Raw genomic sequence first — 22830 nt, 5'->3', positions numbered from 1 at the left:
GTCGCGGACCCGCGCGAGGGCGCCGAAGCGCCCGGCGGCCACCACCCCCACCACCCCCGCCACCTCCGCCACCGTCACCCGCGCCTGAACCCGGGCAGGACGAGAGCCCCGTGCCGCGTGCACGGGGGCTCTCTGTCGCCCCGGTCCCCCGTCCCCACAGGTAACCGGCGCTCCGGGGGCGCGTTCCGCTCAGACGCGCGCCCCGGGGTCTCGTCGCGTCAGACGCGCACCAGCTCCCGCTCGCCGCCGCCCTCGGCGGGCCCGTCCTCGGAGAGGTCCTTGCGCAGGCCCTCGCCCTCGACGTCCACGTTGGGCAGCACCCGGTCCAGCCAGCGCGGCAGCCACCAGGCACGCCTGCCGAGCAGGGCGAGCACCGCCGGCACGATCGCCATCCGCACCACGAAGGCGTCGAAGAAGACGGCGATGGCCAGGGAGAAGCCGATCATCTTGATCATCTGCTCCGAGGAGCCGATGAAGCCGGCGAAGACGGCCATCATGATCACCGCAGCGGCCGTGACCACCCGGGCGCCGTGCCGGAACCCGGTGACGATCGCCTGTCCGGGGGTCTCCCCATGGACGTACGCCTCGCGCATCCGCGTGACCAGGAAGACCTCGTAGTCCATCGCGAGGCCGAAGACCACGCCCACCATGAAGATCGGCATCATGCTCATGATCGGGCCGGTCTGCTCGACCCCGAAGAGCGATCCGAGCCAGCCCCACTGGAAGACCGCGACGACCGCACCCAGGGCCGCGACCACCGAGAGCAGGAAGCCGAGGGCCGCCTTCAGCGGGACGAGGACCGAGCGGAAGACCACCATCAGCAGCAGGAACGCCAGGCCGACGACGAGCGCCAGATAGGGCAGCAGCGCGTCGTTCATCTTCTGCGAGAAGTCGATGTTCATCGCCGTGGCGCCGGTGACCAGCACCTCGGCACCGGTGTCGCTCCTGATCCCGTCACCCGCGTCACGGATGGCGTGGACCACGTTCTCCGTCTCGACGGAGCTCGGCCGGTCCTTGGGGATGACCGTGATGGTCGCGGTGTCGCCGGCCTTGTTGAAGACGGCCGGGGTGACCGCGGCGACACCGCCGGAGCCCTCGATCTCGTCGGAGACCCTGTTCACCGCGGCCTTGCCGTCGGAGCTGTTGCTGGTGTCGACGACGACCATCAGCGGGCCGTTGAACCCGGGGCCGAAGCCGTCGGAGAGCATGTCGTAGGCCTGACGCTGGGTGGTCGACTTCGGCTGCGCGCCGTCGTCCGGGAGACCCATCTCCAGCGAGGCGGCCGGTACGGCGATGGCGCCGAGGCCGAGGACACCCACCAGCAGCACCCACACCGGGCGGCGCAGCACGAACCGGGCCCAGCGGGTCCCCATGTTCGGCTTCGCCTCGGGCCTGTTCTCCGCCTCGGCGGCCTTGCGCGCCTTGCGCCCCATGACCCGCTTGCCCGCGAAGCCCAGCAGCGCCGGGACGAGGGTGAGGGCGATGAGGACGGCGATCGCGACCGTACCGGCGGCGGCGAAGCCCATCTTGGAGAGCATGGGGATGTTGACGACGGCGAGGCCGACCAGGGCGATGACCACGGTGAGCCCCGCGAAGACCACGGCGGACCCGGCCGTTCCGACGGCCCGCCCGGCGGCTTCCTCACGCTCCCGGCCCTCGGCCAGTTCGGCGCGGTAGCGGGACACGATGAACAGCGCGTAGTCGATGCCGACCGCGAGGCCGATCATCATCGCGAGGGTCGAGGTGGTGGAGCCCAGGTCCAGGACGTTGGCCAGGGCGGTGATCGTGGAGACCCCGATGCCGACCCCGATGAGGGCGGTCAGCAGGGGCAGCCCCGCGGCGATCAGCGAACCGAAGGTGATCACCAGGACGACGGCGGCGATGGCGACACCGATGATCTCGGTGGCCCCCGTCTCCGGCATCACCTGGAGCGCGTCACCGCCGATCTCCACCTTCATGCCGCTGTCCTGCGCGTCGTGGCCCACGTCTTCCAGGGCCTCCCGCGTCGCGTCCGTCAGCTCCATCGAGTTGACCTTGTAGGACACGGAGATGTACGCGGTCGAGCCGTCCTTGCTGACGGCGTTCGCCGTGTACGGGTCGGCGACGGAGGCGATCTGGTCCGAGCCGGACTTCAACTCGCCGACGATCCCCTGGATCTCGGCCTTGTTCGCCGCCTGGGACACCTTCTCGCCCTCGGGGGCCTTGAAGACGATCCGGGCGGTCGCACCGTCGGCGCTGCCACCGGGGAAACGTTCCTCCAGCAGGTCGAAGGCCTTCTGGGCCTCCGTGCCGGGGATCGAGAAGGAGCTGGAGGTGGCGGTGGCGGCCGAGGAGGCGCCGAAGCCGGCCAGCGCCAGCAGGGCCACCCAGATCAGGGCGACGTAACGGCGGCGCCGGAAGGCGAGCCGTCCGAGTTTGTACAGGAATGTAGCCACGGAGGGGTTACTCCCGGTCAGGTCGTTGAGTGGAAGAGGGCGTGAGGAACCAGCCCGACGACGAGAGCGGCGTGTCAGGTGGAGCGTCGGAAGCAGGTCGTACGGGAGGAGAAAAGGGGACGTCAGACGCCGAGGGCGGGGAACACCACGGATTCCGCGTAGTCGGTGAGGAACGCCTGGTCGACGGGGCGGTCGTCGACCAGCTCCCGTGCGGCGAAGGCGCCGATCATCATGTGGGGCACATAGGGGAGCGCCGGATTGTCCGGACGCACTTCCCCCCGGTCCACGGCCCGCTGGAGCATGGCCCCGAGACCGGTGATCTCCGGCTCGATCAGCAGCTCGCGCAGCGCCTGGAAGAGATCGGGGTTGTTGTGGACGGCATGGCTCAGACCCCGCAGCAGTGCGGAGTTCTTCTCCATCTGGCAGTCGTCGGTGCGGCCCATCACGGCGAGGAAGTCGCCGCGGAGCGAACCGGTGTCGACATCGCCGAGGTGCACCGGCTTGTCGTTCCGGAGCGCCTTGACGACCAGCTCGGCCTTGCTCCCCCACTGGCGGTAGAGGGTGGCCTTGCTGGAACGGGTGCGGGCGGCGACGGCGTCCATGGTCAGGGCTTCGTAGCCGACCTCGCCGAGCAGGTCGAGCACGGCCTCGTACAGCTCGTTCTCACGTTCGGGCGTGAGCCGGCTGCGTGCCATGGGTCGACCTCCTCTTCCTCGCGCCTGCTGGATCGTACGTCAGTCGAAGATCAACTAACGGAACGAAACTGTTTCGTACACCTCGAAGATACTCCCCGCCCTCAGCGAAACGAAACAGTTTCGCTTGTGTCCTGCACCACAAGTTGCCGCGGGCCCTGCGCACGGAAAGCATTGGAGGGTGAGTGACGACGTCGCGTATCTCCGTTTCCCGCACCTCCACAAGGACTTGCTCTGCTTCGCGGCGGAGGACGACCTCTGGGTCGCCCCCCTCGCCCCGGAGGGGCAGCGGCCCGGCCGGGCGTGGCGGCTGACCATCGACCGGACCAGGGTCAGTCATCCGCGCTTCTCGCCCGACGGCAGCCGTATCGCCTACACGACCTGGCGCACGCTCGATCCAGAGATCCACCTCGCCCCCGTCGAGGGCGGCCCCGCCCGCAGACTCACCTACTGGGGCTCGACCGACGCCCGGGTCTGCGGCTGGAGCCCCGACCCCGGGGACTCCTCCCAGATCCTCGCCGTGTCCTCGCACAACCAGCCGTTCTCCTACTTCTCCTGGGCGTACAGCGTCCCCACCGACGGGGGCCCCGGCGGCAAGCTCCCCTGGGGGCCCGTCTCCGACATCGCGGTCGCCGACATCGACGGCGAGCGGCGCACCCTGCTCCTCACCGGAAAGCCGCCGCACGAGCCGGCGGCCTGGAAGCGGTACCGGGGCGGCGCCATGGGCCGGCTCTGGCTGCACGGCGAGCGGCTGCTGCCGGACATCGGCGGGCACCTGGACGCGCCGATGTTCGTCGGGCGCCGCATCGCCTTCCTCTCCGACCACCAGGGCGTCGGCAATCTGTACTCCTGCCTGATGGACGGCACCGATCTGCGCCGTCACACGGACCACGACGCGTTCTACGCCCGGCACGCCTCCAGCGACGGCAGCCGGGTGGTCTACCAGTGCGGCGGCGCTCTGTGGCTGGTCGAGGACCTGGAGTCCCCGGACGCGAAGCCCCGGAAACTGGACGTACGGCTCGGAGGGCCCCGGACCGGCCGGCGTACGTACCAGGTGCCGGCGTCCAGCAACGTCGACTCGCTGGCCGTCGACGAGACGGGCCGGGCGAGCGCCGTCTCCGTGCGCGGCAGCCTGTACTGGCTCACCCACCGCGACGGCCCCGCCCGCACGATCGCCGACACCCCGGGGGTGCGGGTCCGGCTGCCGGAGATGCTCGGCAGCAGCGGCCAGGTCGCGTACGTCACGGACGCGGAGGGCGACGACGCGATCGAGATCGCCTACCTCCCCCGGGCCAGCGGCGACCGCCCGCCCCGCCGGCTGGCCGCCGGGCAGCTGGGCCGGGTCCACGAGCTGATCTCCGACCCGGAGGGCGAGCAGCTGGCCATCGCCTCGAACGACGGCCGGCTCCTCCTGCTGGACACCGCGGAGACGGAGGGCGGCGTCGTCGACGTCGTCGAGGTCATCGAGGACCTGGACAGCGGGCGCGTCGAAGGCAGCCTCGTACAAGCCGGGGCCGAGGTGGACACCACCGAGGTCACCGAGCTCATCCGCTCCGTGAACGGCCCGGTCCGCGATCTGGCGTTCTCCCCGGACGGCCACTGGCTGACCTGGTCGCACCCCGGCGTGGGCCGGTCCCTGCGGCAGATCAAACTGGCCCGGATCACCGGCCCCGACGCCCCGGTGATAGTCGATGTCACCAACGGCCGCTTCGAGGACGAGAACCCCGTCTTCACCGGCGACGGCCGCTATCTCGCCTTCCTGTCCTGGCGCGGCTTCGACCCGGTGTACGACGTCCACACCGGCGACCTCTCCTTCCCGCTGGGCTGCCGCCCGTACCTGGTCCCCCTCTCCTCGGCCACCCCCTCCCCCTTCGCCCTGCTCCCGGACGGCAGGCCCGCGGCGGGCGGGCTGGACCCGGTGGACATCCCCGAGGGCCCGGTCGAGGGGCCGACGGTCATGGTGGAGTTCGAGGGGCTGGAGAACAGGGTCACCCCGTTCCCGGTCTCCGCCTCGAAGTACTCGGGCCTCCAGCCGGTCAGCGGCGGCGGCCTCGTCTGGCTGCGCTGGCCGATCTCCGGGGCGCTGGGCGAGACCTTCGCGAACCCGGCGGACATGTCGGGCCGGCCCACGCTGGAGCACTTCAACATCGCCAAGGCCCGCAGGACCGAACTGGTCGGCCACCTCGACTGGTTCGCGGTCAGCGGGGACGCGACCCGGCTGGTCGTCATGGACGACGGCGAGCTGCGCGCCGTGCCGTCCAACGAGCCGGGCGACAACGACTCGACGGTCTTCCTCGACCTGCGCCGCATCCTGCACGACGTCGACCCAGCGGCCGAGTGGCGCCAGGCCTACGGGGAGGCGGGGCGCATCGCCCGCGCCTACTTCTGGGACCCGGACATGTGCGGCATCGACTGGGACGGCGTCCTGGAGCAGTACCGGCCGCTGGTCGAACGGGTCGCCACCCCCGACGAGTTCGCCGACCTGCTGCGCGAGGTCCTGGGCGAGCTGGGCACCTCCCACGCGTACGTCTCGCCCGCACGCCGCAACGAGGGGCCCCCGCACTACCAGCGGGCGATCGGCCTGCTGGGCGCCAACCTCGTGTGCCGGGACGGGAACTGGACGGTGCAGCGCGTCCTGCCCGGCGACTCCTCGGACTCCAAGGCCCGTTCACCGCTCGCCGGTACGGGCATCAGGGAGGGCGCCGTCCTCACCCATGTCGACGGCCGGCCGGTCGACCCGGTGGCGGGCCCGTACCCGCTGCTGACAGCGGCGGGCGGCACGACGGTGGAGCTGACGTTCCGCCCGTCCGGGGGCGAGTGCGGAGGCCGGTCCCGGCGCATCGCGATCGTCCCCCTGGTCGACGAACGCCCGCTGCGCTACCAGGACTGGGTGGCCAAACGCCGCGAGGTCGTACGGGAGTTGAGCCACGGCAAGTGCGGGTATCTGCACATCCCCGACATGGGCGGCTCCGGCTGGGCCCAGTTCAACCGGGACCTGCGGCTGGAGGTCTCGCGTCCGGCCCTGATCGTGGACGTACGGGGCAACGCGGGCGGCCACATCAGCGAGCTGGTCGTCGAGAAGCTCACCCGCACCATCCTCGGCTGGGACCTGACCCGCAACGCCCAGGCGGTCAGTTACGCGTCCAACGCACCCCGGGGCCCGGTCGTCGCCCTCGCCGACGAGGCCACCTCCTCCGACGGCGACATGATCACGGCCGCGTTCCGGCTGCTGAAACTGGGACCGGTGGTGGGCCAGCGCACCTGGGGCGGTGTGGTCGGGATGACCGGCCGTCACAAGCTCGGCGACGGCACGGTGATCACGGTGCCGATGAACGCGGCCTGGTTCGACACGTACGGCTGGTCCGTCGAGAACTACGGCGTCGAGCCCGACCTGGAGGCCCTGCGCACCCCGCTGGACTGGGCGGAGGGCCGCCACGCGGTACTGGACGACGCCGTCAGAGTCGCCCTGGACCTCCTGGCCGCCCACCCGGCAGCCACACCCCCCAGCTACGACACGGCCCCGAACCTGCGCAGGCCACCCCTGCCCCCGAGGTAGCCGGCCGCCCCCGGCCCGAATCAAGCCCCTCGGGGCCCCGGGCCGAGCGAATTTCAGCCCCTCCGGCGATTGAGGAGCGGGGTCCGGGGCAGAGCCCCGAAACCCCGCACCGCGCAAGCTCGCGCCCCGCAACCCGCACCGCGCAAGGAAGGGGCGTACCCGGAACCCGGGTACGCCCCAACAGACCTCAGACGCGCAGTGCGTCAGCGACCGGAACGCTCACGCGCCTGGTCCGCAGCGTCCTGCGCACGGTCCCGCGCCTCGGGCCGACGGCCCTGCGGCTGGTCCGCGCCACGACGCGACGCCTGGTCGGCCGAGCGCTCACGCGCCTGCCCCTGCTTGCCACCGGCCTTCTGCTGCTTGGCCTGGTCGGCGAGCTCCTGCGCCTTGTCCTTGAACTGGTCTGCGATGCCCATGCTGTTCACTCCTATGTGGGTGCGTGGGGTCGGCCCCGGTGGGACCTCGATCAGACTTACACACCCGGACATTCACCGCATTTCGATCATCCGCGGGCGACCCGCGCCTTCTGGTCGGCCTCCCCGCCGGCCCCCACGAGTCCCTTGCCGACACCGTCCAGCCGGGACCCGAACCGCTTCATCTCGCGTTGCCCGACGGTCCCTATGACCATCGGCAGGTATCCCCGGACCGACTGCATCCCGCGCAGCCACCACTGGGCGTACACATGCGCGGAGCGGCGCTCGATCCCTGCCACGATCCGGTCGACCGCCGGGCCCAGCGGGTAGGTGCGGTTCGTCGGCCACGGCAGCCGCTGCCGCAACTCCCGCATGACGTCGTCCTCGTCGGCGCCGCGCACCATGTCCGTGTCGGTCCAGGACAGATAGCCGACCCCGACCTTCACGCCCCGGTGGCCGACCTCGCCGCGCAGGCAGTGCGCGAAGGCCTCCACGCCCGACTTGGACGCGCAGTACGCGCTCATCATGGGCGCCGGGGTGATCGCGGCCAGCGACGCTATCTGGAGGAAGTAGCCGCGGCTCTCCATGAGCACCGGCAGGAACGCCCGCGCCGTCACCGCACCGCCTATCAGGTTCACCTCGATGACCCGCCGCCACGCCTCCGGGTCGGAGTCCACCAGCGGCCCCCCGGAGGCGACACCCGCGTTGGCGACCACGATGTCGATCTTCCCGAAGCGCGCCTTGACCTCTCCGGCGACCCGGCTCATCGCCTCGTGGTCGGTGACGTCCGCGTGCCAGTGGTCGCTCTCGGAGTGCAGCCGCTCCGAGACCTTCTTCAGCTCCTCCGGTTCCAGGCCGACCAGCGCCAGCGTGGCGCCGCGCGCCGACAGCTTGCGGGCCAGCAGCTCGCCCACTCCCCGCGCCGCACCGGTGACGACGACGACCTGACCTTCGAGACTCCGCCTGCCGCTCATGCGACCTCCTCCTCGCTCACGGCTTCCGCCGTACCGCCCGCGCTGTCCACAGTGACGTACAGGGCCACCAGCTCGCGCAGCTTCGCCGTGACCGTCTCGGGTGCCTCGACCGGCGTCATGTGGCCCATGCCCGCCAGTTCGGTCAGCCCGAGGCTCTGCGGCAGCGCCGCTTCGATGGCCCTCGCGTGCACGGGCGGCGTCAGCCGGTCGTCCGTACCCGCGATCACCGCCGTCGGCAGCCGCAGCTCCCGTATGCGCGCCTCGAGGTCGAGCTCGGCGAGCACGTGCCCCCAGGCGACGCGTGCCCCGCGGGGACACGCGTGGACGATCCTGGCACAGGCATCCACCCGTTCCGGGGCAGAACCGCGCCCCATCGTGGCGTACTTGAGGATCGCCCTGGACACCGCGTTGACGGGCCCGAGAGGAGCCCGCGCACCGAGGACCGCCGTGGTCATCCGGGTGCGCAGCGCACCGGCCCGCAGCGGGAGCACCAGCGACTCGGCCGTCAGGCGCGAACTGCCGGTGCTGCACAGCAGCGCGGCCGCCCCGTGCTCCCGTACGGCGGCGCGGCCGCCCGCCGCCATGATCGTCATCCCGCCCATGGAATGGCCGGCGAGCACCGCCTTCCGGCCCGGTTCCAGGGTGGCCTTGAGGACCGCTTCGAGGTCGTCGGCGAGCGCACGGGTGCTGTAGCCGCCGGCGCCGGCGGCGGGCGAACGCCCGTGGCCGCGCTGGTCGTAGACGACGACCCGGTGGTCCACCGCCAGGTCGCGTATCTGGGCGTCCCAGAAGCGGGTGTTGCAGGTCCAGCCGTGGGACAGGACCACCGCGGGTGCGTCCTCGGGGCCGTACAGCTCGACGTGGAGGCGCGAGCCGTCGGCGGAGACGACGCCCAGTTCACGTACGGGTACGGGCGGGGGCGGCGTGGCCGCCCGCTGGGTCAGCCTGCTCATCGTGCGGCCTCCTCGGGCACGGCCTGCGCCGTGGGGCGGGTGACGGGTGGGCGGACGACGTCGTAGTCACCCAGGTCGACCGAGCGCGTGGCCCGCCGGAACTCGGCGGTCGTGCCGGGCCAGACAGTGGTGTTGCGCCCGTCGGCGTCGAGGTACCAGCTGGTGCAGCCGCCGGTGTTCCAGACGGTCCGCTTCATCCGCTCCTGGACCCGCCGGTTCCAGTCGCCGACGGCGGAGGGCCGGGCGTCGAGCGCGACGCGGCCGCCCAGGACGTCCAGCTGGCGCAGGTAGTCGGCCATGTAGTTCAGCTGGGACTCGATCATGAGGATCATGGAGGAGTTCCCCAGCCCCGTGTTGGGGCCGATGATCGTCATCCAGTTGGGGAAGCCGGCCGCGGTCGCACCGCGCAGCGCCTGCATCCCGCCCTTCCAGGACTCGGCGAGGGTGATGCCGTCGGCTCCGACGACCCGGCTCGCGATCGGCATGTCCGTCACATGGAAGCCGGTGCCGAGGATGATCACGTCGGCCTCGGTCTCCGTGCCGTCCGACCCGACGAGGGTGGAGCCCCGCACCTCGGAGAGGCCGGAGTCGACCACGTCCACATTCGGCTGCGCGAGCGCCGGGTAGTAGGCGTTGGAGAGCAGGATCCGCTTGCAGCCGATGCGGTACGAGGGCGTCAGCTTGGCCCGCAGCGCGGGATCCTTGATCGCCCGCGCCATGTTGGACTTGGCTATCCTCTCGACGAGCCCGAGCTGGTCGGGGTGCTTGGTGAAGGCACCCACCTGCAACTCCCGGATGCCCCACAGCAGTCCACGGCGCGCGGTGGCCGTGAAGGGGAGCGTGCGGTGCAGCCACTTCTCGGCGCCGCTGATCGCCCGGTCCATGCGCGGCATCACCCAGGGCGGGGTCCGCTGGAAGAGGGTGAGCCGGCCGGCCTTCGGCTGGATCTCCGGGACGATCTGGATCGCGGAGGCCCCGGTCCCGACCACCGCGACGCGCTTGCCGCTCAGGTCGTAGTCGTGGTCCCACTGTGCGGAGTGGAAGACCTTGCCGGGGAATTCGGCGAGCCCCGGGATGTCCGGCAGCTTCGGGTCGGAGAGCGGGCCGGTGGCGGAGACGACGGCGTCGGCGGTGACCGTCGAGCCGTTCGCCGCCTCGATCACCCAGTGCAGTTCGTCGTTGTCCCAGCGCATGACCGTGACTTCGTGGTTCAGCCTGATGTGCGGGCGCAGCCCGAAGGTGTCGGCGACGTGCTCCAGGTAGGCCCGGATGTGCTGCTGGCCCGAGAAGGTGCGCGGCCAGTCGGGGTTGGGCGCGAACGAGAACGAGTACAGGTGGGACGGGACGTCGCAGGCGCAGCCCGGGTAGCTGTTGTCCCGCCAGGTGCCGCCGACGGCGGCGGCACGTTCGAGGACCAGGAAGTCGGTGATGCCTTCACGGCGGAGCCGGACCGCGGCTCCGAGGCCCCCGAATCCGGATCCGATCACCGCCACTCGTACGTGCTCGTGCTGGGCCATCCTGCCGCCTCCCCGCGGTACGTCACACGACTCTGCCAGCAATCACTGGCATTGTTGGGAGGGTAGAGCAGCTCCGTACCGATGGGTAGGGGGCGGACCGAGGAAAGTTACCGGCGGTACAACATAGGGTGCGGGTGTGGCTGAAGGACGCGAGCACCGCGAGTACCGCATGGAGGAGCTGGCCAAGGAGGCCGGCATCACCGTGCGCACCCTGCGCTTCTACCGGGAGCGCGGCCTGATCCAGCCACCGCGCCGCGAGGGCCGTATCGCCTGGTACGACGACCACCATCTGGCCCGGCTGCGCACCATCACGGGCCTGCTGGAGAGGGGCCACACCCTCAACGGCATCGCGGACCTCGCCACCACCTTCGACAGCGGCCGGGACGTCGCGGAGGTGCTGGGCCTGGGCGAGCCGACCGAGGAGACCCCGGTCCGGCTCACGCCCGAACAGCTCGCCGACTACTTCCAGGACCAGGCGACGGCGGAGAATCTCGCCGCCGCGATGGAGCTGGGCTACCTCGGCATCGACGGCGACGAGATCGTCCACATCAGCCGCCGCCTGCTGGACGCCTCGTCCGAACTGGTGCGCGCCGGCGTGCCGCTCGACGCCGTGCTCGGCGCCGGCCGCCAGGTCCGCGAGCACGCGGACGCCCTGGCCGACCTCTTCGTACGCGTCCTGCGCACCCACACCGAGCACACCGAACCGGAGCAACTGCGCACGCTGGCCCAGGCGGTGGTGGACGCCGAGCTGTCGATGGCCCTGGACCGGCGGCTCCGCAAGGACGACCGGCGCCCCTAGGGCGTGTTTTGAAGGTCCCGCCTGCCCGGCCGCCCGGTCGGACTACCGCTCGTACGTGACCGTCACCGGCGCGTGGTCGCTCCACCGCTCGCCGTGCGTGGCGGCGCGCTCCACCCAGGCCTTGACCGCGCGGCCGGCCAGCCCCGGGGTCGCCACCTGGTAGTCGATGCGCCAGCCCGTGTCGTTGTCGAAGGCCCGGCCCCGGTAGGACCACCAGGAGTACGGGCCCTCCTCGTCCGGGTGCAGCGCGCGGACCACATCGACGTACGCCGCCTCGTCGAACACCCGGGTCAGCCACTCCCGCTCCTCGGGGAGGAAGCCGGAGCTCTTCCTGTTGGCCTTCCAGTTCTTGAGGTCGGCCTCGCGGTGGGCGATGTTCCAGTCGCCGCACACGACGACCTCGCGCCCCTCGGCGGCGGCCCGCACCTTCAGCCCCTGGAGGTAGGGGAGGAAGGCGGCCATGAAGCGCTCCTTCTCCTCCTGCCGCTCCGTGCCGACCTCGCCGGACGGCAGATAGAGGCTGGCGACCGTCACACCCGGGAGGTCCACCTCGACGTACCGGCCGGAGGTGTCGAACTCGCCGCTCCCCGGCACCTCGAACCCACCGAAGCCGATCTGGACTCGCTCCGGCGCGTGCCGCGTGTAGAGGGCGACGCCCGCGCGCCCCTTGGCGGCGGCCGGGGCGTACACGACGTGCCAGCCCTCGGGGTCACGCACCTCCTCGGGGAGCTGCTGCGCCTCGGCGCGGACCTCCTGGAGGCAGATCACATCGGCCTCGGTCTGCCCCAGCCACTCCACGAAGCCCTTCTTCGCGGCGGCACGGAGCCCGTTCACGTTCACGGTGGTAACAGTCAGCATCCAGGTACAGTACCTACACACCCCTATGCATACCTGTACTATTGTGCGCATGAATATCCAGCCTCGGCCCTTCGACCACCCCGACGCCGTGAAACTCAACGACCAGGTGCAGCTCGAATACGCCGAGCGCTACGGCGACGAGGGCGACATCACACCGCTCGACGCCACGATGTTCGATCCGCCTCGCGGACTGTATCTGCTCGCCTACGACGAGCAGGGCCGCCCGCTGGCCACCGGCGGCTGGCGCAGCCAGGAGCGGAACGCCGAGGGGTACGCGGACGGCGACGCCGAGATCAAGCGGATGTTCGTCGTCCCCGAAGGCCGCGGCCAGGGCCTGGCACGCCGGATCCTCGCCGCCCTGGAGGCCGACGCCCGCGCGGCCGGCCGCACCCGCATGGTCCTGGAGACCGGCGACCGGCAGCCCGAGGCGATCGCGCTGTACACGTCGAGCGGCTACACGCTCTGCGAGAAGTTCGGCCACTACCGCACGTACGACAGCAGCATCTGCATGGCCAAGCCGCTGGCCCTGCCCTCCTAGGGAACCCGGGCCACGCCGACGTAGAACCCGCTCCGCTCGTACACCGGCGCGGGCTCCTCCTGGTACCACTCGGGCGCGGTGACCAGCCCCGGCCCGACCAGCTCCAGCCCCTCGAAGAACGGCTCGACCTCCTCGCGCGTCCGCATGCGCAGCGAGATCTCACCCTTCCGGTACGCCGACTCCGTCTCCTGCTTGAGCTCCGGGTGCTGATCGGCGGTCCCGTGCGACAGCACCAGATAACTCCCCGACGGCAGCGCCCCGACCAGCGTGCGGGTGATGCCGTACGGGTCCTGTCCGTCCGGCAGGAAGTGCATCAGCGCGATGAGGGACAGCGCGACGGGCCTGGTGAAGTCCAGCAGCTTCGCGGCCTGTTCGAGGATCGCCTCCGGCTGCCGCACATCCGCGTGGATGTAGTCGGTCGCCCCGTCGGGGTGGCTCACCAGCAGGGCTTCCGCGTGACGCAGCACGATGGGGTCGTTGTCCGCGTAGACGATCCGGGCGCCCGGGGTCACGGCCTGGACGATCTGATGGAGGTTCGGCGCGGTGGGGATGCCAGTCCCGATGTCCAGGAACTGATCGACGCCCTGCCCGGCCAGCCACGCCGACGCCCGGTGCATGAACGCCCGGTTCCGCGCGGCGTTCGCCCGCGCCTCGGCAGGCAGTTTCTCGGCGACCTCCTGGTCGACCGGGTAGTTGTCCTTCCCGCCGAGCAGCCAGTCGTAGACCCGTGCCGGGTGCGGCTTGCTGGTGTCGATGCGGGAGCTGGGTATGCCGGCTGTCACGGTGCGCCCTCCATACGGAACCACGAACAGGCACCCCCGCACCTGACCCGCGCAACCCTCAACAGCGGTCACCGGCAGGGCGGGTGAGCGAGGAAGGCCCAGGTTACCGGGTGGTCGGCCGGGTGGACGCCGCGCCTGGCAACGACGAAGGTCCCGCCCGATCTTCCGATCGGGCGGGACCTTCGTGTGTGCGGTGGACCTGTGGGGATTTGAACCCCAGACCCCCTCGATGCGAACGAGGTGCGCTACCAGACTGCGCCACAGGCCCTTGCAACGAGTGAAACTCTAGCACCCTCACCGGGGTGCTCGGAAATCCGTATCCCGGCAGGTCACCGAGTCGGGTTCACCCCGGGTCTCACTCGTTGGCCGCGCGCGGCCTGTCCTCGTCGTCGTACTGGTCGAAGAGGGGTGTCCGGCCGCGGTCGCGGGTGCGCTTGGGTGCGTTGCCGCGGCGGCGCGGGGCCGGTTCCGCGTCGGGTGCGGCCGCGTCCTGGGCGTCGCGGCTGCCCGTCCGGGTGGGCTCCGCCGGGCTGGAGCGGGCCGCGCTCCAGGTCTCCGGGTCGCCGACCTCCACCCCGCCCGTGGCGCGCGGGGCGACCGGTGCGGTCACGTACGTCGGCAGCGGGACCGGGACCGGCTCCCAGCTGTCGCCCTGGGCCGGTCCGCGTTCGCGCTGCTGGTCGACCCACTCCGCGTGGTCCGTCTGCTCGACGAGGGCGCGGCGGCCCGCCTCCTGCGGCGAGACCGTGGGCACGGGAGCGGCCGCTTCGGGCTCCTCGTCGGGCTCGGCGGGAGCCGAGGACGCGGGCTGGTGCCTGCGGGGCCGGTTCTCGCGCAGCCGCTGCGCGGCCACCTCGGCCCGGCGCCGGTCCATGGTGAAGACGAACCGGCGGCGCTCCTGGGCACGCAGATGCACGATGTACGTGCTCAGCAGCACGGCCGGAACGGCCGGTGCCCACAGGAAGCGGAGTCCGCCCACCGCCGCGACGACCGCGCCCAGCGTGAACGCCATGAAGAGGACCGTGGTGGTACGCCGCCGGCGCGCCAGAACCTGCGAGCGCCGCCGGCGCTCGCGCTCTGTCTCCGCGCCGGAAGGGCGCGAGCGCCGCGCGGGCGCCGGGCGGGGTGCCCGCTCCTGCGTGCGCTCCTGCTCCGGGCGGCCGGGCGCGGGCACGCGCAACCGCGCTTCCGTACGGTCCGGGGGCGCGGAAAAGGCCCGGACGTCGACGGACTCCAGTCGGTCCGTGACGGCATCCGGGTCCACGTCGCCAGGCGCCTCCTCGGCATCCCGCTCCCGCAGCTCCTTGGCGTAACGGCGCTCCATGGCCGCCCGTCCGGACAGCAGCCGGATGGCGGTGCTGAAGCGTTCCGTCGGACGCGCCTCGTTGAGCTCGTCCTGCCTGCGGAGCCACATCGGCACCAAGTAGGCGGCCCATGCACCGACGATGACTGCGTAGATGAGGCCGCTGCTGCTCACGCTCACACCGTAGAGGGGTTTGCACGGCGGCATCCGCCAATTGGCCCGGTGTGTCGCACGATCCGGCTGATATGACGGACTTTTTTTGTGCTTGTTCGGGTCAACAGTCGCCGAAAGTGAGGTTCATTACCGTCAGAGAGCGATCAAATTCGAACACTTATTTCATTTCCCCGGGAGTGCGCGGTGTTCCGGACGTACCCGGCCGCACCCTGCGCCAACGCCGCAGCAGTCCGTCGGGGACTTCTTCCGCGGTGAGCGCGAAGATCAGGTGGTCCCGCCACGCACCGTCGATGTGCAGATAGCGTGGACGAAGCCCTTCCGCGCGGAATCCGAGTTTCTCCACGACCCTGCGGCTGGGGGCGTTCTCCGGCCGAATGCACACCTCGATCCGATGCAGTCCGACCGTACGGAAACAGTGGTCGACGGCGAGCGCCACCGCGGTCGGCATGACCCCGCGGCCCGCCACGTCCTGGTCGACCCAGTAGCCGACATGGCCCGAGCACATCGAGCCCCAGGTGATGCCCGCCACCGTCAGCTGTCCGACGAGACGGCCCTCGTACTCGATGGCGAAGGGCAGCATCCGCCCCGCGTTCGCCTCGGCGCGCAGGTGGCGGATCATCTGCCGGTAGGTGGGGCGCTGCGCCACCGGGCCGCCGGGGGCGGGTGGCGGGACGGTCGCTTCCCAGGGGCGCAGCCAGTCCCGGTTACGCCGGTTGACCTCGCGCCACATGCTCTGGTCGCGCAGCTTTATCGGGCGGAGGGTGACGGCGCCGTCGGTCAGAACCGCCGGCCAGGTCCGGACGTTCAGCTCGGGCTCCCCGGTCGGGGGTGATCGCCGCCGCGCAGCTGGTCGACGGCGTGCACCAGAACCCTGCCGAGTACCGCGAGCCCGTCGCGTACGCCGCCGGTCGAGCCGGGCAGGTTCACGATGAGGGTGCGGTCCGCGATGCCCGCGAGGCCGCGGGAGAGTGCGGCGGTGGGGACCTTGTCCCGGCCCTCGGCGCGGATCGACTCGGCGATGCCCGGGATCTCGCGGTCCAGGACGCGCCGGGTGGCCTCGGGGGTGCGGTCGGTGGGCGAGATGCCCGTACCGCCGGTGGTGACGATCACGTCGTAGCCCGCGGCCGCCCCGGCCCGCAGGGCCGCTTCCACCGGATTCCCGTCGGGCACGACCTGGGGGCCGTCGACGGCGAACCCGAGACCGGTGAGGGCCTCGCTGATGAGGGGCCCGCCCTTGTCGGCGTACACACCGGCGGAGGCGCGGTTGGAGGCGGTCACGACGAGGGCGCGGTATCCGCCGGTGGCGGGGGCGCTGCCGGGCGCGGTCATGCGTCCGCCCCCTCCGCCGCGGGGCGGCGGTAGTCGCCGGACTTGCCGCCCGACTTCGCCTCGACCCGTACGTCCGTGATCACCGCGCTCTTGTCGACCGCCTTGATCATGTCGATCACCGTGAGCGCGGCCACCGACACCGCGGTCAGGGCCTCCATCTCGACCCCCGTGCGGTCCGTGGTCTTCACGGTGGCCAGGATCTCCACCGCGTCGTCGGCGACGCTCAGGTCGACCTTCACCCCGGAGACGGCGAGCGGGTGGCAGAGCGGGATCAGGTCCGGGGTGCGCTTGGCCCCCATGATCCCGGCGATGCGCGCGGTGGCGAGCGCGTCTCCCTTGGGGACGCCCTCGCCCCTGAGGAGTTCGACGACACGCGGTGACACGAGGACCCGGCCGCTCGCGCGGGCGACACGTGCCGTGACGTCCTTCTCCGACACGTCGACCATGCGGGCGGCGCCCGCCTCGTCGATGTGCGTCAGCCTGTTCTGCGTACTCAACTCACTCCGCCTAGCGGTAGGGCGCCGGTTGCCCGCCCGCCCCGCGCGCAGGCGCGGGCGGGGGGACCGGGGGGCTTCCCCCGGTAAGGCACAGCGCCAGATACCGTACCGCCACCGTGCCCGGGTCAGCGGAGGAGGATCACCTCGGTCTCCGTGCCGGGCTCGGCGGAGGCGACGTCCTCGGGCAGCACGATCAGCGCGTCGGCCTGGGCGAGGGCGGCGATCAGATGCGATCCGGGCCCGCCGACGGGAGTCACGGTGCCCGCCTCCGCGTCGTACGTCCCGCGCAGGAACTGGCGTTTGCCGGACGGCGAGGCGAGCGCCTCACCGGTGCTGAGCGTGGCCCGCACCTTCGGGCGGTGGACGTCGTCGAGGCCCATCAGCGTCAGGATCGCCGGCCGGACGAACAGCTCGAAGGAGACGTACGAGGAGACCGGGTTGCCGGGGAGCGCCAGCAGTGGTGTGTGGTCGGGGCCGATCGAGCCGAAACCCTGCGGCTTGCCCGGCTGCATGGCGAGCTTGCGGAAGTCGACTCCGCCGCCCGGCTCGTCCTCGTCGCCCACGGAGGACAGCGCCTCCTTGACCACGTCGTACGCGCCGACGCTCACCCCGCCCGTGGTGACGACGATGTCGGCGCGGATCAGCTGGTCCTCGATCGTGGCCCGCAGCGTCTCGGCATCGTCGGCGACCGCCGGCACGCGGTAGGCGATGGCCCCCGCGTCCCGGGCCGCCGCGGTCAGCGCGAAGCTGTTGGAGTCGTAGATCCGGCCGGCGGTGAGCTCCTCGCCCGGCTGCACCAGCTCGCTGCCGGTGGAGAGCACGACGACACGCGGACGGGGCCGCACCCGCACCGTCGAGCGGCCGATCGCGGCGAGCAGCCCGATCTGTGGCGGCCCGACGACCGAACCCGCGCGCAGCGCCAGGTCACCCGGCTGTACGTCGCTCCCCTTGGCCCGGACATGGGCGCGCGGCTTGACCGGGCGGTGGATCCGGACCTCGCCGCTCGCGCCCTCCGGGGCGTCGCTGTGGGCCCGCATGGCCGAGGCGGGGCCGCCGCCCGTGCCGCCGTCGGTCCACTCGACCGGGACGACCGCCTCGGCGCCCGCGGGAAGCGGGGCGCCGGTCATGATGCGCGCGGCCTCGCCGGGGCCGACGGAGCGGCCGTCGGCCAGGCCCCCGTCGCCCGCCGCGACGTCGCCGATGACGGTGAGGACGGCGGGGAACTCCTCGCTGGCGCCCTCGACATCGGAGATCCGGACGGCGTACCCGTCCATCGAGCTGTTGTCGAAGGGCGGCAGGGACACCTCCACCACGACGTCCTCGACCAGGACGCAGCCCTGGGCGTCGGGCAGTTGCAGCTCGATGGGTTCGAGCGGCTTCACCGCTGCGAGGATGTCGTCCAGGTGCTCGTCCACCGACCAGATCGTGCTGCTCAAGCTGTTACAACTCCTCGTCGACGTAACTGCGCAGCCAGGTCCGGAAGTCCGGGCCCAGGTCCTCACGTTCGCACGCGAGTCTGACAATGGCACGCAGATAGTCACCGCGGTCACCGGTGTCGTAGCGGCGGCCCTTGAAGACGACGCCGTGCACCGGGCCGCCGATCTTCTCGTCCTCGGCCAGCAGCTGGAGGGCGTCGGTGAGCTGGATCTCGCCGCCTCGGCCGGGCTCGGTCCGGCGCAGTATGCCGAAGACGGCGGGGTCCAGGACGTAGCGGCCGATGACGGCGAGATTGCTGGGCGCCTCGGCCGGGTCGGGCTTCTCCACGAGTCCGGTGACCCGGACGACGTCGCTGTCGGTGGTGGCCTCGGTGGCCGCGCAGCCGTACATGTGGATCTGCGCGGGGTCGACCTCCATCAGCGCCACGACGCTGCCGCCCTCGCGCTCCTGGATCTCGACCATCCTGGCGAGCAGCGGGTCGCGCGGGTCGATGAGGTCGTCCCCGAGGAGCACGGCGAACGGCTGGTCGCCGACGTGCGGCGCGGCGCAGAGGACGGCGTGACCGAGGCCGCGCGGGTCGCCCTGGCGTACGTAGTGCATGGTGGCCAGGTCGCTGGACTCCTGGACCTTGGAGAGCCGTTCGGCGTCTCCCTTGCGGGTCAGCGCGGACTCCAGCTCGTAGTTCCGGTCGAAGTGGTCCTCCAGGGGACGCTTGTTGCGACCGGTGATCATCAGTACGTCGGAGAGGCCGGCGGCGACTGCTTCCTCGACCACATACTGGATGGCGGGCTTGTCGACGACAGGCAGCATCTCTTTGGGAGTGGCCTTGGTGGCCGGCAGGAACCGGGTGCCGAGACCTGCAGCTGGGATGACAGCTTTGCTGATCCTGGGGTGCGACTGAGTCATGTTCAGAACTGTAACCGGTGCGTATGGGCGGAAGATGAGCGTCCGGTTAACTTCGTCCTCATACATCCATATAAGCGAACCATGTGAGCACCCGTTGAACCATGACATGTCCGGAAAGGCCGCCCTGCGGCGTGAACTGCTCGCCGCGCGAAGGCTTCTCACCTCGGAAGACGTCAGAAACGCCGCCGCGGTTCTCGCCTCGGCCGCCCAGGATCTTCCCGAGCTGACCGAGGCCAGGACGGTGGCGGCCTACGTCTCCGTGGGGCGCGAACCGGGGACCCACGCGCTCCTGGACGCTCTGCGAGCGCGGGGCGTACGCGTGCTGCTGCCGGTGCTCATGGCCGACAACGACCTGGACTGGGCGGCGTTCGAAGGCGCCGAGCACCTCGTGCCCGCCGGCCGGGGCCTCCTGGAGCCGGACGGCGCCCGCCTGGGGCCGCGGGCGGTCCTGGACGCGGACGCGGTCCTGCTGCCCGGCCTGGCCGTGGACCGGCGCGGGACACGGCTGGGGCGCGGCGGAGGCAGCTACGACCGGGTACTGGCCCGGCTCGCCGCGGCCGGCGCGGACCCCGCCCTGATCGTCCTGCTGTACGACGACGAGGTGGTCGCGCTGGTCCCGGAGGAACCGCACGACCACCCCGTGGATGCCGTGGTCACGCCGGCCGGAGCGCGGCGCCTGAGGACCTAGGGTTTCTTGAGCGTCAGGGAGTCCACGGTGGACTGCTTCACGGCTGACTCCTCGAAGGACCAGTCGAGCAGTTCACCTTCGACCCACTTGTCGGTCTGGTCGGTGTAGTGCGCGCTGAACGCGTGCCCCGAGGCGCCGGTGAGGTTGATCCAGCGGGACTTGTCCCACTCGCCCACGTTGACGACCATCCGCATCGACGGGACCCAGATGACCTCGTAGCCGCCCGCAGCGTTCCAGCCGGTCGCGTTGACCGCGGCCTCGCCGCCGCCGAGGTCCCAGGGGCCCCGGTTCAGGGCCCGCTGGAGGAGGTCCGGGCCGTCGGTGCCGAGCGTCTGGTTGCGCAGGGTCAGCCGGTGCAGCCGGCCCCAGCTCCAGGTGGACATGTCCTTGCCGAGCTTGGCGGTCAGCTCCCAGCGCGCGTCCTCCATGGCGCGGGCGAAGAGCTCGTCACGGCTGTCGATGGCCTCTTCGCGCCCCTGGGCCGGGGCCTTCCACCACTCGTTGTCCTGGTCGTCCAGGATGCTCTCGACGACCTCGTACCAACGGTCGCCGCCGTCCGGCTGAGCCGCGTCCGGGTCGCGCTGGCCGCATTCGCGTACGGACTTGTCCTGCTCGTCCACCGGCCCGGTCCCGGGCACCGGCTTCACGTAGATGCAGTCGCCCTCGGCCCGCATCTCCTTGGGCAGCTTGTTGCCGAAGGCCAGCTTCAGGATGTTGCGCCAGACCCCGTTGAAGTACGCGGCGGCGGCGGAGTCGGGCTCCTGGTGGCCGTCCCAGCCCTCCAGCAGCTTCTGTGCCTCGCGGACGTCCTTGTCGGAGATGCTGATCTTCTTCAGCTCCGGCAGCAGCTTCGCGGCGATGCGGCTCTGGTTGTCCATCTGCATCGTCTGCATGTCGTCGGTCGAGATCTTCTCGCCGCGGTTGATCTTTCCCTGGATCAGGTCGTTGATCCGCTGGCTGCGGGCGCCGTAACCCCAGTCCTTGGTGAGCAGGTGCTCGTAACTGTCGTCGATGACCGCCTGGTTGGCGGTGACGATGTAGCCGCGGTCCGGGTCGTACTCGTACGGCAGCTCGTCGAACAGGACGTACTCGTCCTCCCAGCCGTACTTCGGGCTCCAGCCGGGGCTCGGCGTCGTACCGTCGCCCTGCTTGCGGACCGGGATCTTGCCGGGCGCCTGGTAGCCGATGTGGCCGTCGGTGTCCGCGTAGATCATGTTCTGCGACGGCACCTCGAAGTTGGCGGCCGCCTTGCGGAAGGTCGTGAAGTCCTTGGCGCGGTTGAGCTCGAAGACCGCGTCCATGGACTTCCCGGGGCTCAGCGCCGTCCACTTCAGGGCGACCCCGTACCCGTCGCCGCGGTCGGGCGCGGAGGTGGTGACGGGTGCCTTCTTGCCGACCTTCTCCAGCTCGGCGCTGCGGTCGGAGACCAGCGGGCCGTTGTTGGTCTCGCGGACGGTGATCGTCCTGCTCCTGCCGCCGGCGACCTTGATGGTCTCCTTGCGGGTGGTGAAGGGCCGGGTCCTGCCGTCGTACTGGTAGCCGTCGGCCGAGACCTTCTCCAGGAAGAGGTCGGTGACGTCGGCGCCGAGGTTCGTGAAGCCCCAGGCGATGTCCTGGTTGTGGCCGATGATCACCCCGGGCATCCCGGAGAACGTGTAGCCCGCCACGTCGTACTGGCAGGACTCCGAGACCTGACGGCAGTGCAGCCCCATCTGGTACCAGAGGGAGGGCAGCTGCGGCGCCAGGTGCGGGTCGTTGGCCAGCAGCGGGTTACCGGTCGTCGTGTACTTCCCGGAGACGACCCAGGAGTTCGATCCGATGCCGGTGCCGTTGGGGCCGAGCAGCGCAGGGATCTCGTCCAGGGTGTCGGAGAGCGCGGAAAGCTGGGTGTTCAGGCCCTCGGTCGCGCCCTCGACGGTCCCCGAGCCGATGTTCTCCGACGGCTCGGCCTCCGGGTCGAACTTGCCGGTGGCCGGGGAGACCGCTCCCTGGCCGACGATCGGCTTGTTCTTCTTGTACGGGTAGTCCGGGTAGAGATCCTTGATCTGCTTCTCGGTGAGCCTGCTCGTCATCAGCGAGCGGTCGATCTCGTCCTGCATGTTCCCGCGCAGGTCCCAGGCCATCGCCTTCAGCCAGGCCACCGAGTCGACCGGGTCCCACTCGGTGGGCTTGTAGTCGTTGGTCAGCCCGAGCGCCGCGTACTCGACGGAGATGTCCTTGCCGTCCTTGCCGTCCAGATACGCGTTCACCCCCTCCGTGTAGGCCTGGAGGTTCTTCTTGGTCTCCTCGTCCAGGACCGTGTCGTACTCCTTCTGCGCGACCTGGCGCCAGCCCAGCGTGCGCAGGAAGGAGTCGGTCTGGACCTGGCCGGAGCCGAACATCTCGGAGAGACGGCCCGACGTCATGTGACGGCGTACGTCCATCTCCCAGAAGCGGTCCTGGGCCTGGACGAAGCCCTGGGCGCGGAAGAGGTCGCTGTCGGTGTCCGCGTAGATCTGCGGGATCCCGTAGTCGTCACGTTTGACGTCGACGTCGCCGGAAAGACCCTTGAGCTCTATCGAACCGGTGGTCTGCGGGTACGAGGCCCTGACCGTGGAAACGGACCAGTACGCGCCGTATCCGACACCCGCGACAAGCGCCAGCACCAGGACGATCACGAACAGGCGGGCGCGTCGCCCCTTCTTCCTGCCGGTCTTCTTCGCATCGGAAGACCCGGAAGGGGCGGTTGTGTTGGCGGGCATCGCTGTCCTTCGAGGGGCAGGGTGGTCCTGGGAGTGCAGGAGCAACCATAGGCGCCCCGCAGAAGCCACTCGGACGCGGTATGGGGATGCATCCATTTGCGCACCGGTTCGCACGAACAGTCGAAGGCGTCAAGAAAGCGTTAAAGATTAGGTAAGGTAACGAAGTACTGGCCGCCGGAGGACGTTCCGGAAGGCTCAGAGCATCCGGCAATCGGGGGCCCCCGATTGCCGGATGCTC

19 protein-coding genes and 1 tRNA gene are annotated in these 22830 nt (G+C 70.9%); 4 read left to right on the top strand and 16 right to left on the bottom strand.

Annotated elements, in window-relative coordinates; translation table 11 throughout:
- Positions 1-218: 218 nt before the first annotated feature.
- Positions 219-2435, bottom strand: coding sequence for an MMPL family transporter (locus JKV81_RS01485; RefSeq protein ID WP_202074771.1), 2217 nt, complete (start codon positions 2433-2435; stop codon positions 219-221).
- Between the two features lie 122 nt (positions 2436-2557).
- The gene (locus tag JKV81_RS01480) at positions 2558-3130 is read right to left on the bottom strand and encodes a TetR/AcrR family transcriptional regulator (RefSeq protein WP_129263936.1); all 573 of its coding nucleotides are present in this window, start codon (positions 3128-3130) and stop codon (positions 2558-2560) included.
- A gap of 178 nt (positions 3131-3308) precedes the next feature.
- Between JKV81_RS01480 and JKV81_RS01475 the strand changes: the two genes are divergently transcribed.
- Positions 3309-6683: a S41 family peptidase gene (locus JKV81_RS01475; protein WP_202074770.1), complete on the top strand. Its 3375-nt coding sequence runs from the start codon at positions 3309-3311 to the stop codon at positions 6681-6683.
- 203 nt (positions 6684-6886) lie between these two features.
- Here JKV81_RS01475 and JKV81_RS01470 read toward each other — a convergent pair whose 3' ends face one another.
- The 4 genes from JKV81_RS01470 to JKV81_RS01455 form a co-directional block, all read right to left on the bottom strand.
- Entirely contained in the window at positions 6887-7099 is a 213-nt protein-coding gene (locus JKV81_RS01470) for a hypothetical protein (protein WP_124277392.1), read from the bottom strand.
- An 86-nt stretch (positions 7100-7185) separates the two neighbouring features.
- A complete protein-coding gene (locus JKV81_RS01465) occupies positions 7186-8070 on the bottom strand; it encodes an SDR family oxidoreductase (RefSeq protein ID WP_124277393.1) in 885 nt (294 codons plus the stop codon).
- Positions 8067-9023, bottom strand: coding sequence for an alpha/beta fold hydrolase (locus JKV81_RS01460; protein WP_202074769.1), 957 nt, complete (start codon positions 9021-9023; stop codon positions 8067-8069). The genes JKV81_RS01465 and JKV81_RS01460 overlap by 4 nt, the downstream gene beginning before the upstream one ends.
- Entirely contained in the window at positions 9020-10540 is a 1521-nt protein-coding gene (locus JKV81_RS01455; protein ID WP_202074768.1) for a flavin-containing monooxygenase, read from the bottom strand. Before JKV81_RS01455 ends, JKV81_RS01460 begins: the two co-directional genes overlap by 4 nt.
- A 169-nt stretch (positions 10541-10709) precedes the next feature.
- Here JKV81_RS01455 and JKV81_RS01450 point away from each other — a divergent pair, with 169 nt between their 5' ends.
- A complete protein-coding gene (locus JKV81_RS01450) occupies positions 10710-11339 on the top strand; it encodes a MerR family transcriptional regulator (RefSeq protein WP_129267004.1) in 630 nt (209 codons plus the stop codon).
- Positions 11340-11381: 42 nt separating this feature from the next.
- On the opposite strand, the gene JKV81_RS01445 is transcribed toward JKV81_RS01450, so the two are convergent.
- Positions 11382-12197, bottom strand: coding sequence for an exodeoxyribonuclease III (locus JKV81_RS01445; RefSeq protein WP_099177361.1), 816 nt, complete (start codon positions 12195-12197; stop codon positions 11382-11384).
- A gap of 49 nt (positions 12198-12246) precedes the next feature.
- On the opposite strand from JKV81_RS01445, the gene JKV81_RS01440 reads away from it, so the two are divergent.
- Positions 12247-12735, top strand: coding sequence for a GNAT family N-acetyltransferase (locus JKV81_RS01440; RefSeq protein ID WP_129263945.1), 489 nt, complete (start codon positions 12247-12249; stop codon positions 12733-12735).
- Here JKV81_RS01440 and JKV81_RS01435 read toward each other — a convergent pair.
- The 8 genes from JKV81_RS01435 to galU form a co-directional block, all read right to left on the bottom strand.
- Positions 12732-13517 carry an SAM-dependent methyltransferase gene (locus tag JKV81_RS01435; protein WP_202074767.1) on the bottom strand — a complete coding sequence of 262 codons (786 nt, stop codon included), beginning with the start codon at positions 13515-13517 and terminating at the stop codon, positions 12732-12734. The two genes, JKV81_RS01440 and JKV81_RS01435, sit on opposite strands and share 4 nt — an antisense overlap.
- A 194-nt stretch (positions 13518-13711) precedes the next feature.
- Positions 13712-13785 (bottom strand) — tRNA-Ala (locus JKV81_RS01430).
- Between the two features lie 87 nt (positions 13786-13872).
- On the bottom strand, positions 13873-14994 hold the full coding sequence (gene sepX / locus JKV81_RS01425; protein ID WP_443742730.1) for a divisome protein SepX/GlpR: 1122 nt from the start codon (positions 14992-14994) through the stop codon (positions 13873-13875).
- 157 nt (positions 14995-15151) lie between these two features.
- Positions 15152-15802 (bottom strand): GNAT family N-acetyltransferase, encoded by a 651-nt coding sequence (locus JKV81_RS01420; RefSeq protein ID WP_129263950.1) that lies wholly within the window; start codon positions 15800-15802, stop codon positions 15152-15154.
- A complete protein-coding gene (locus JKV81_RS01415; RefSeq protein WP_129263952.1) occupies positions 15799-16323 on the bottom strand; it encodes a MogA/MoaB family molybdenum cofactor biosynthesis protein in 525 nt (174 codons plus the stop codon). Before JKV81_RS01415 ends, JKV81_RS01420 begins: the two co-directional genes overlap by 4 nt.
- On the bottom strand, positions 16320-16820 hold the full coding sequence (gene moaC / locus JKV81_RS01410; RefSeq protein ID WP_073753266.1) for a cyclic pyranopterin monophosphate synthase MoaC: 501 nt from the start codon (positions 16818-16820) through the stop codon (positions 16320-16322). Before moaC ends, JKV81_RS01415 begins: the two co-directional genes overlap by 4 nt.
- A 125-nt stretch (positions 16821-16945) precedes the next feature.
- The gene (gene glp / locus JKV81_RS01405; protein WP_202074766.1) at positions 16946-18256 is read right to left on the bottom strand and encodes a molybdotransferase-like divisome protein Glp; all 1311 of its coding nucleotides are present in this window, start codon (positions 18254-18256) and stop codon (positions 16946-16948) included.
- A gap of 4 nt (positions 18257-18260) precedes the next feature.
- Positions 18261-19163: a UTP--glucose-1-phosphate uridylyltransferase GalU gene (gene galU, locus JKV81_RS01400; RefSeq protein ID WP_124277402.1), complete on the bottom strand. Its 903-nt coding sequence runs from the start codon at positions 19161-19163 to the stop codon at positions 18261-18263.
- A gap of 106 nt (positions 19164-19269) precedes the next feature.
- Between galU and JKV81_RS01395 the strand changes: the two genes are divergently transcribed.
- The gene (locus JKV81_RS01395; RefSeq protein ID WP_129263954.1) at positions 19270-19851 is read left to right on the top strand and encodes a 5-formyltetrahydrofolate cyclo-ligase; all 582 of its coding nucleotides are present in this window, start codon (positions 19270-19272) and stop codon (positions 19849-19851) included.
- Here the strand turns inward: JKV81_RS01395 and JKV81_RS01390 are convergent.
- Positions 19848-22592, bottom strand: coding sequence for a penicillin acylase family protein (locus tag JKV81_RS01390; RefSeq protein ID WP_202074765.1), 2745 nt, complete (start codon positions 22590-22592; stop codon positions 19848-19850). The genes JKV81_RS01395 and JKV81_RS01390 overlap by 4 nt on opposite strands.
- Between the last annotated feature and the right edge of the window lie 238 nt (positions 22593-22830).

The sequence above is a fragment of the Streptomyces silvae genome, from assembly GCF_016745505.1.
Taxonomy (GTDB): Bacteria; Actinomycetota; Actinomycetes; order Streptomycetales; family Streptomycetaceae; genus Streptomyces; species Streptomyces silvae.
Note: the sequence above shows the minus strand (reverse complement) of the source record. Positions and strands in the feature narration are given on the sequence as shown.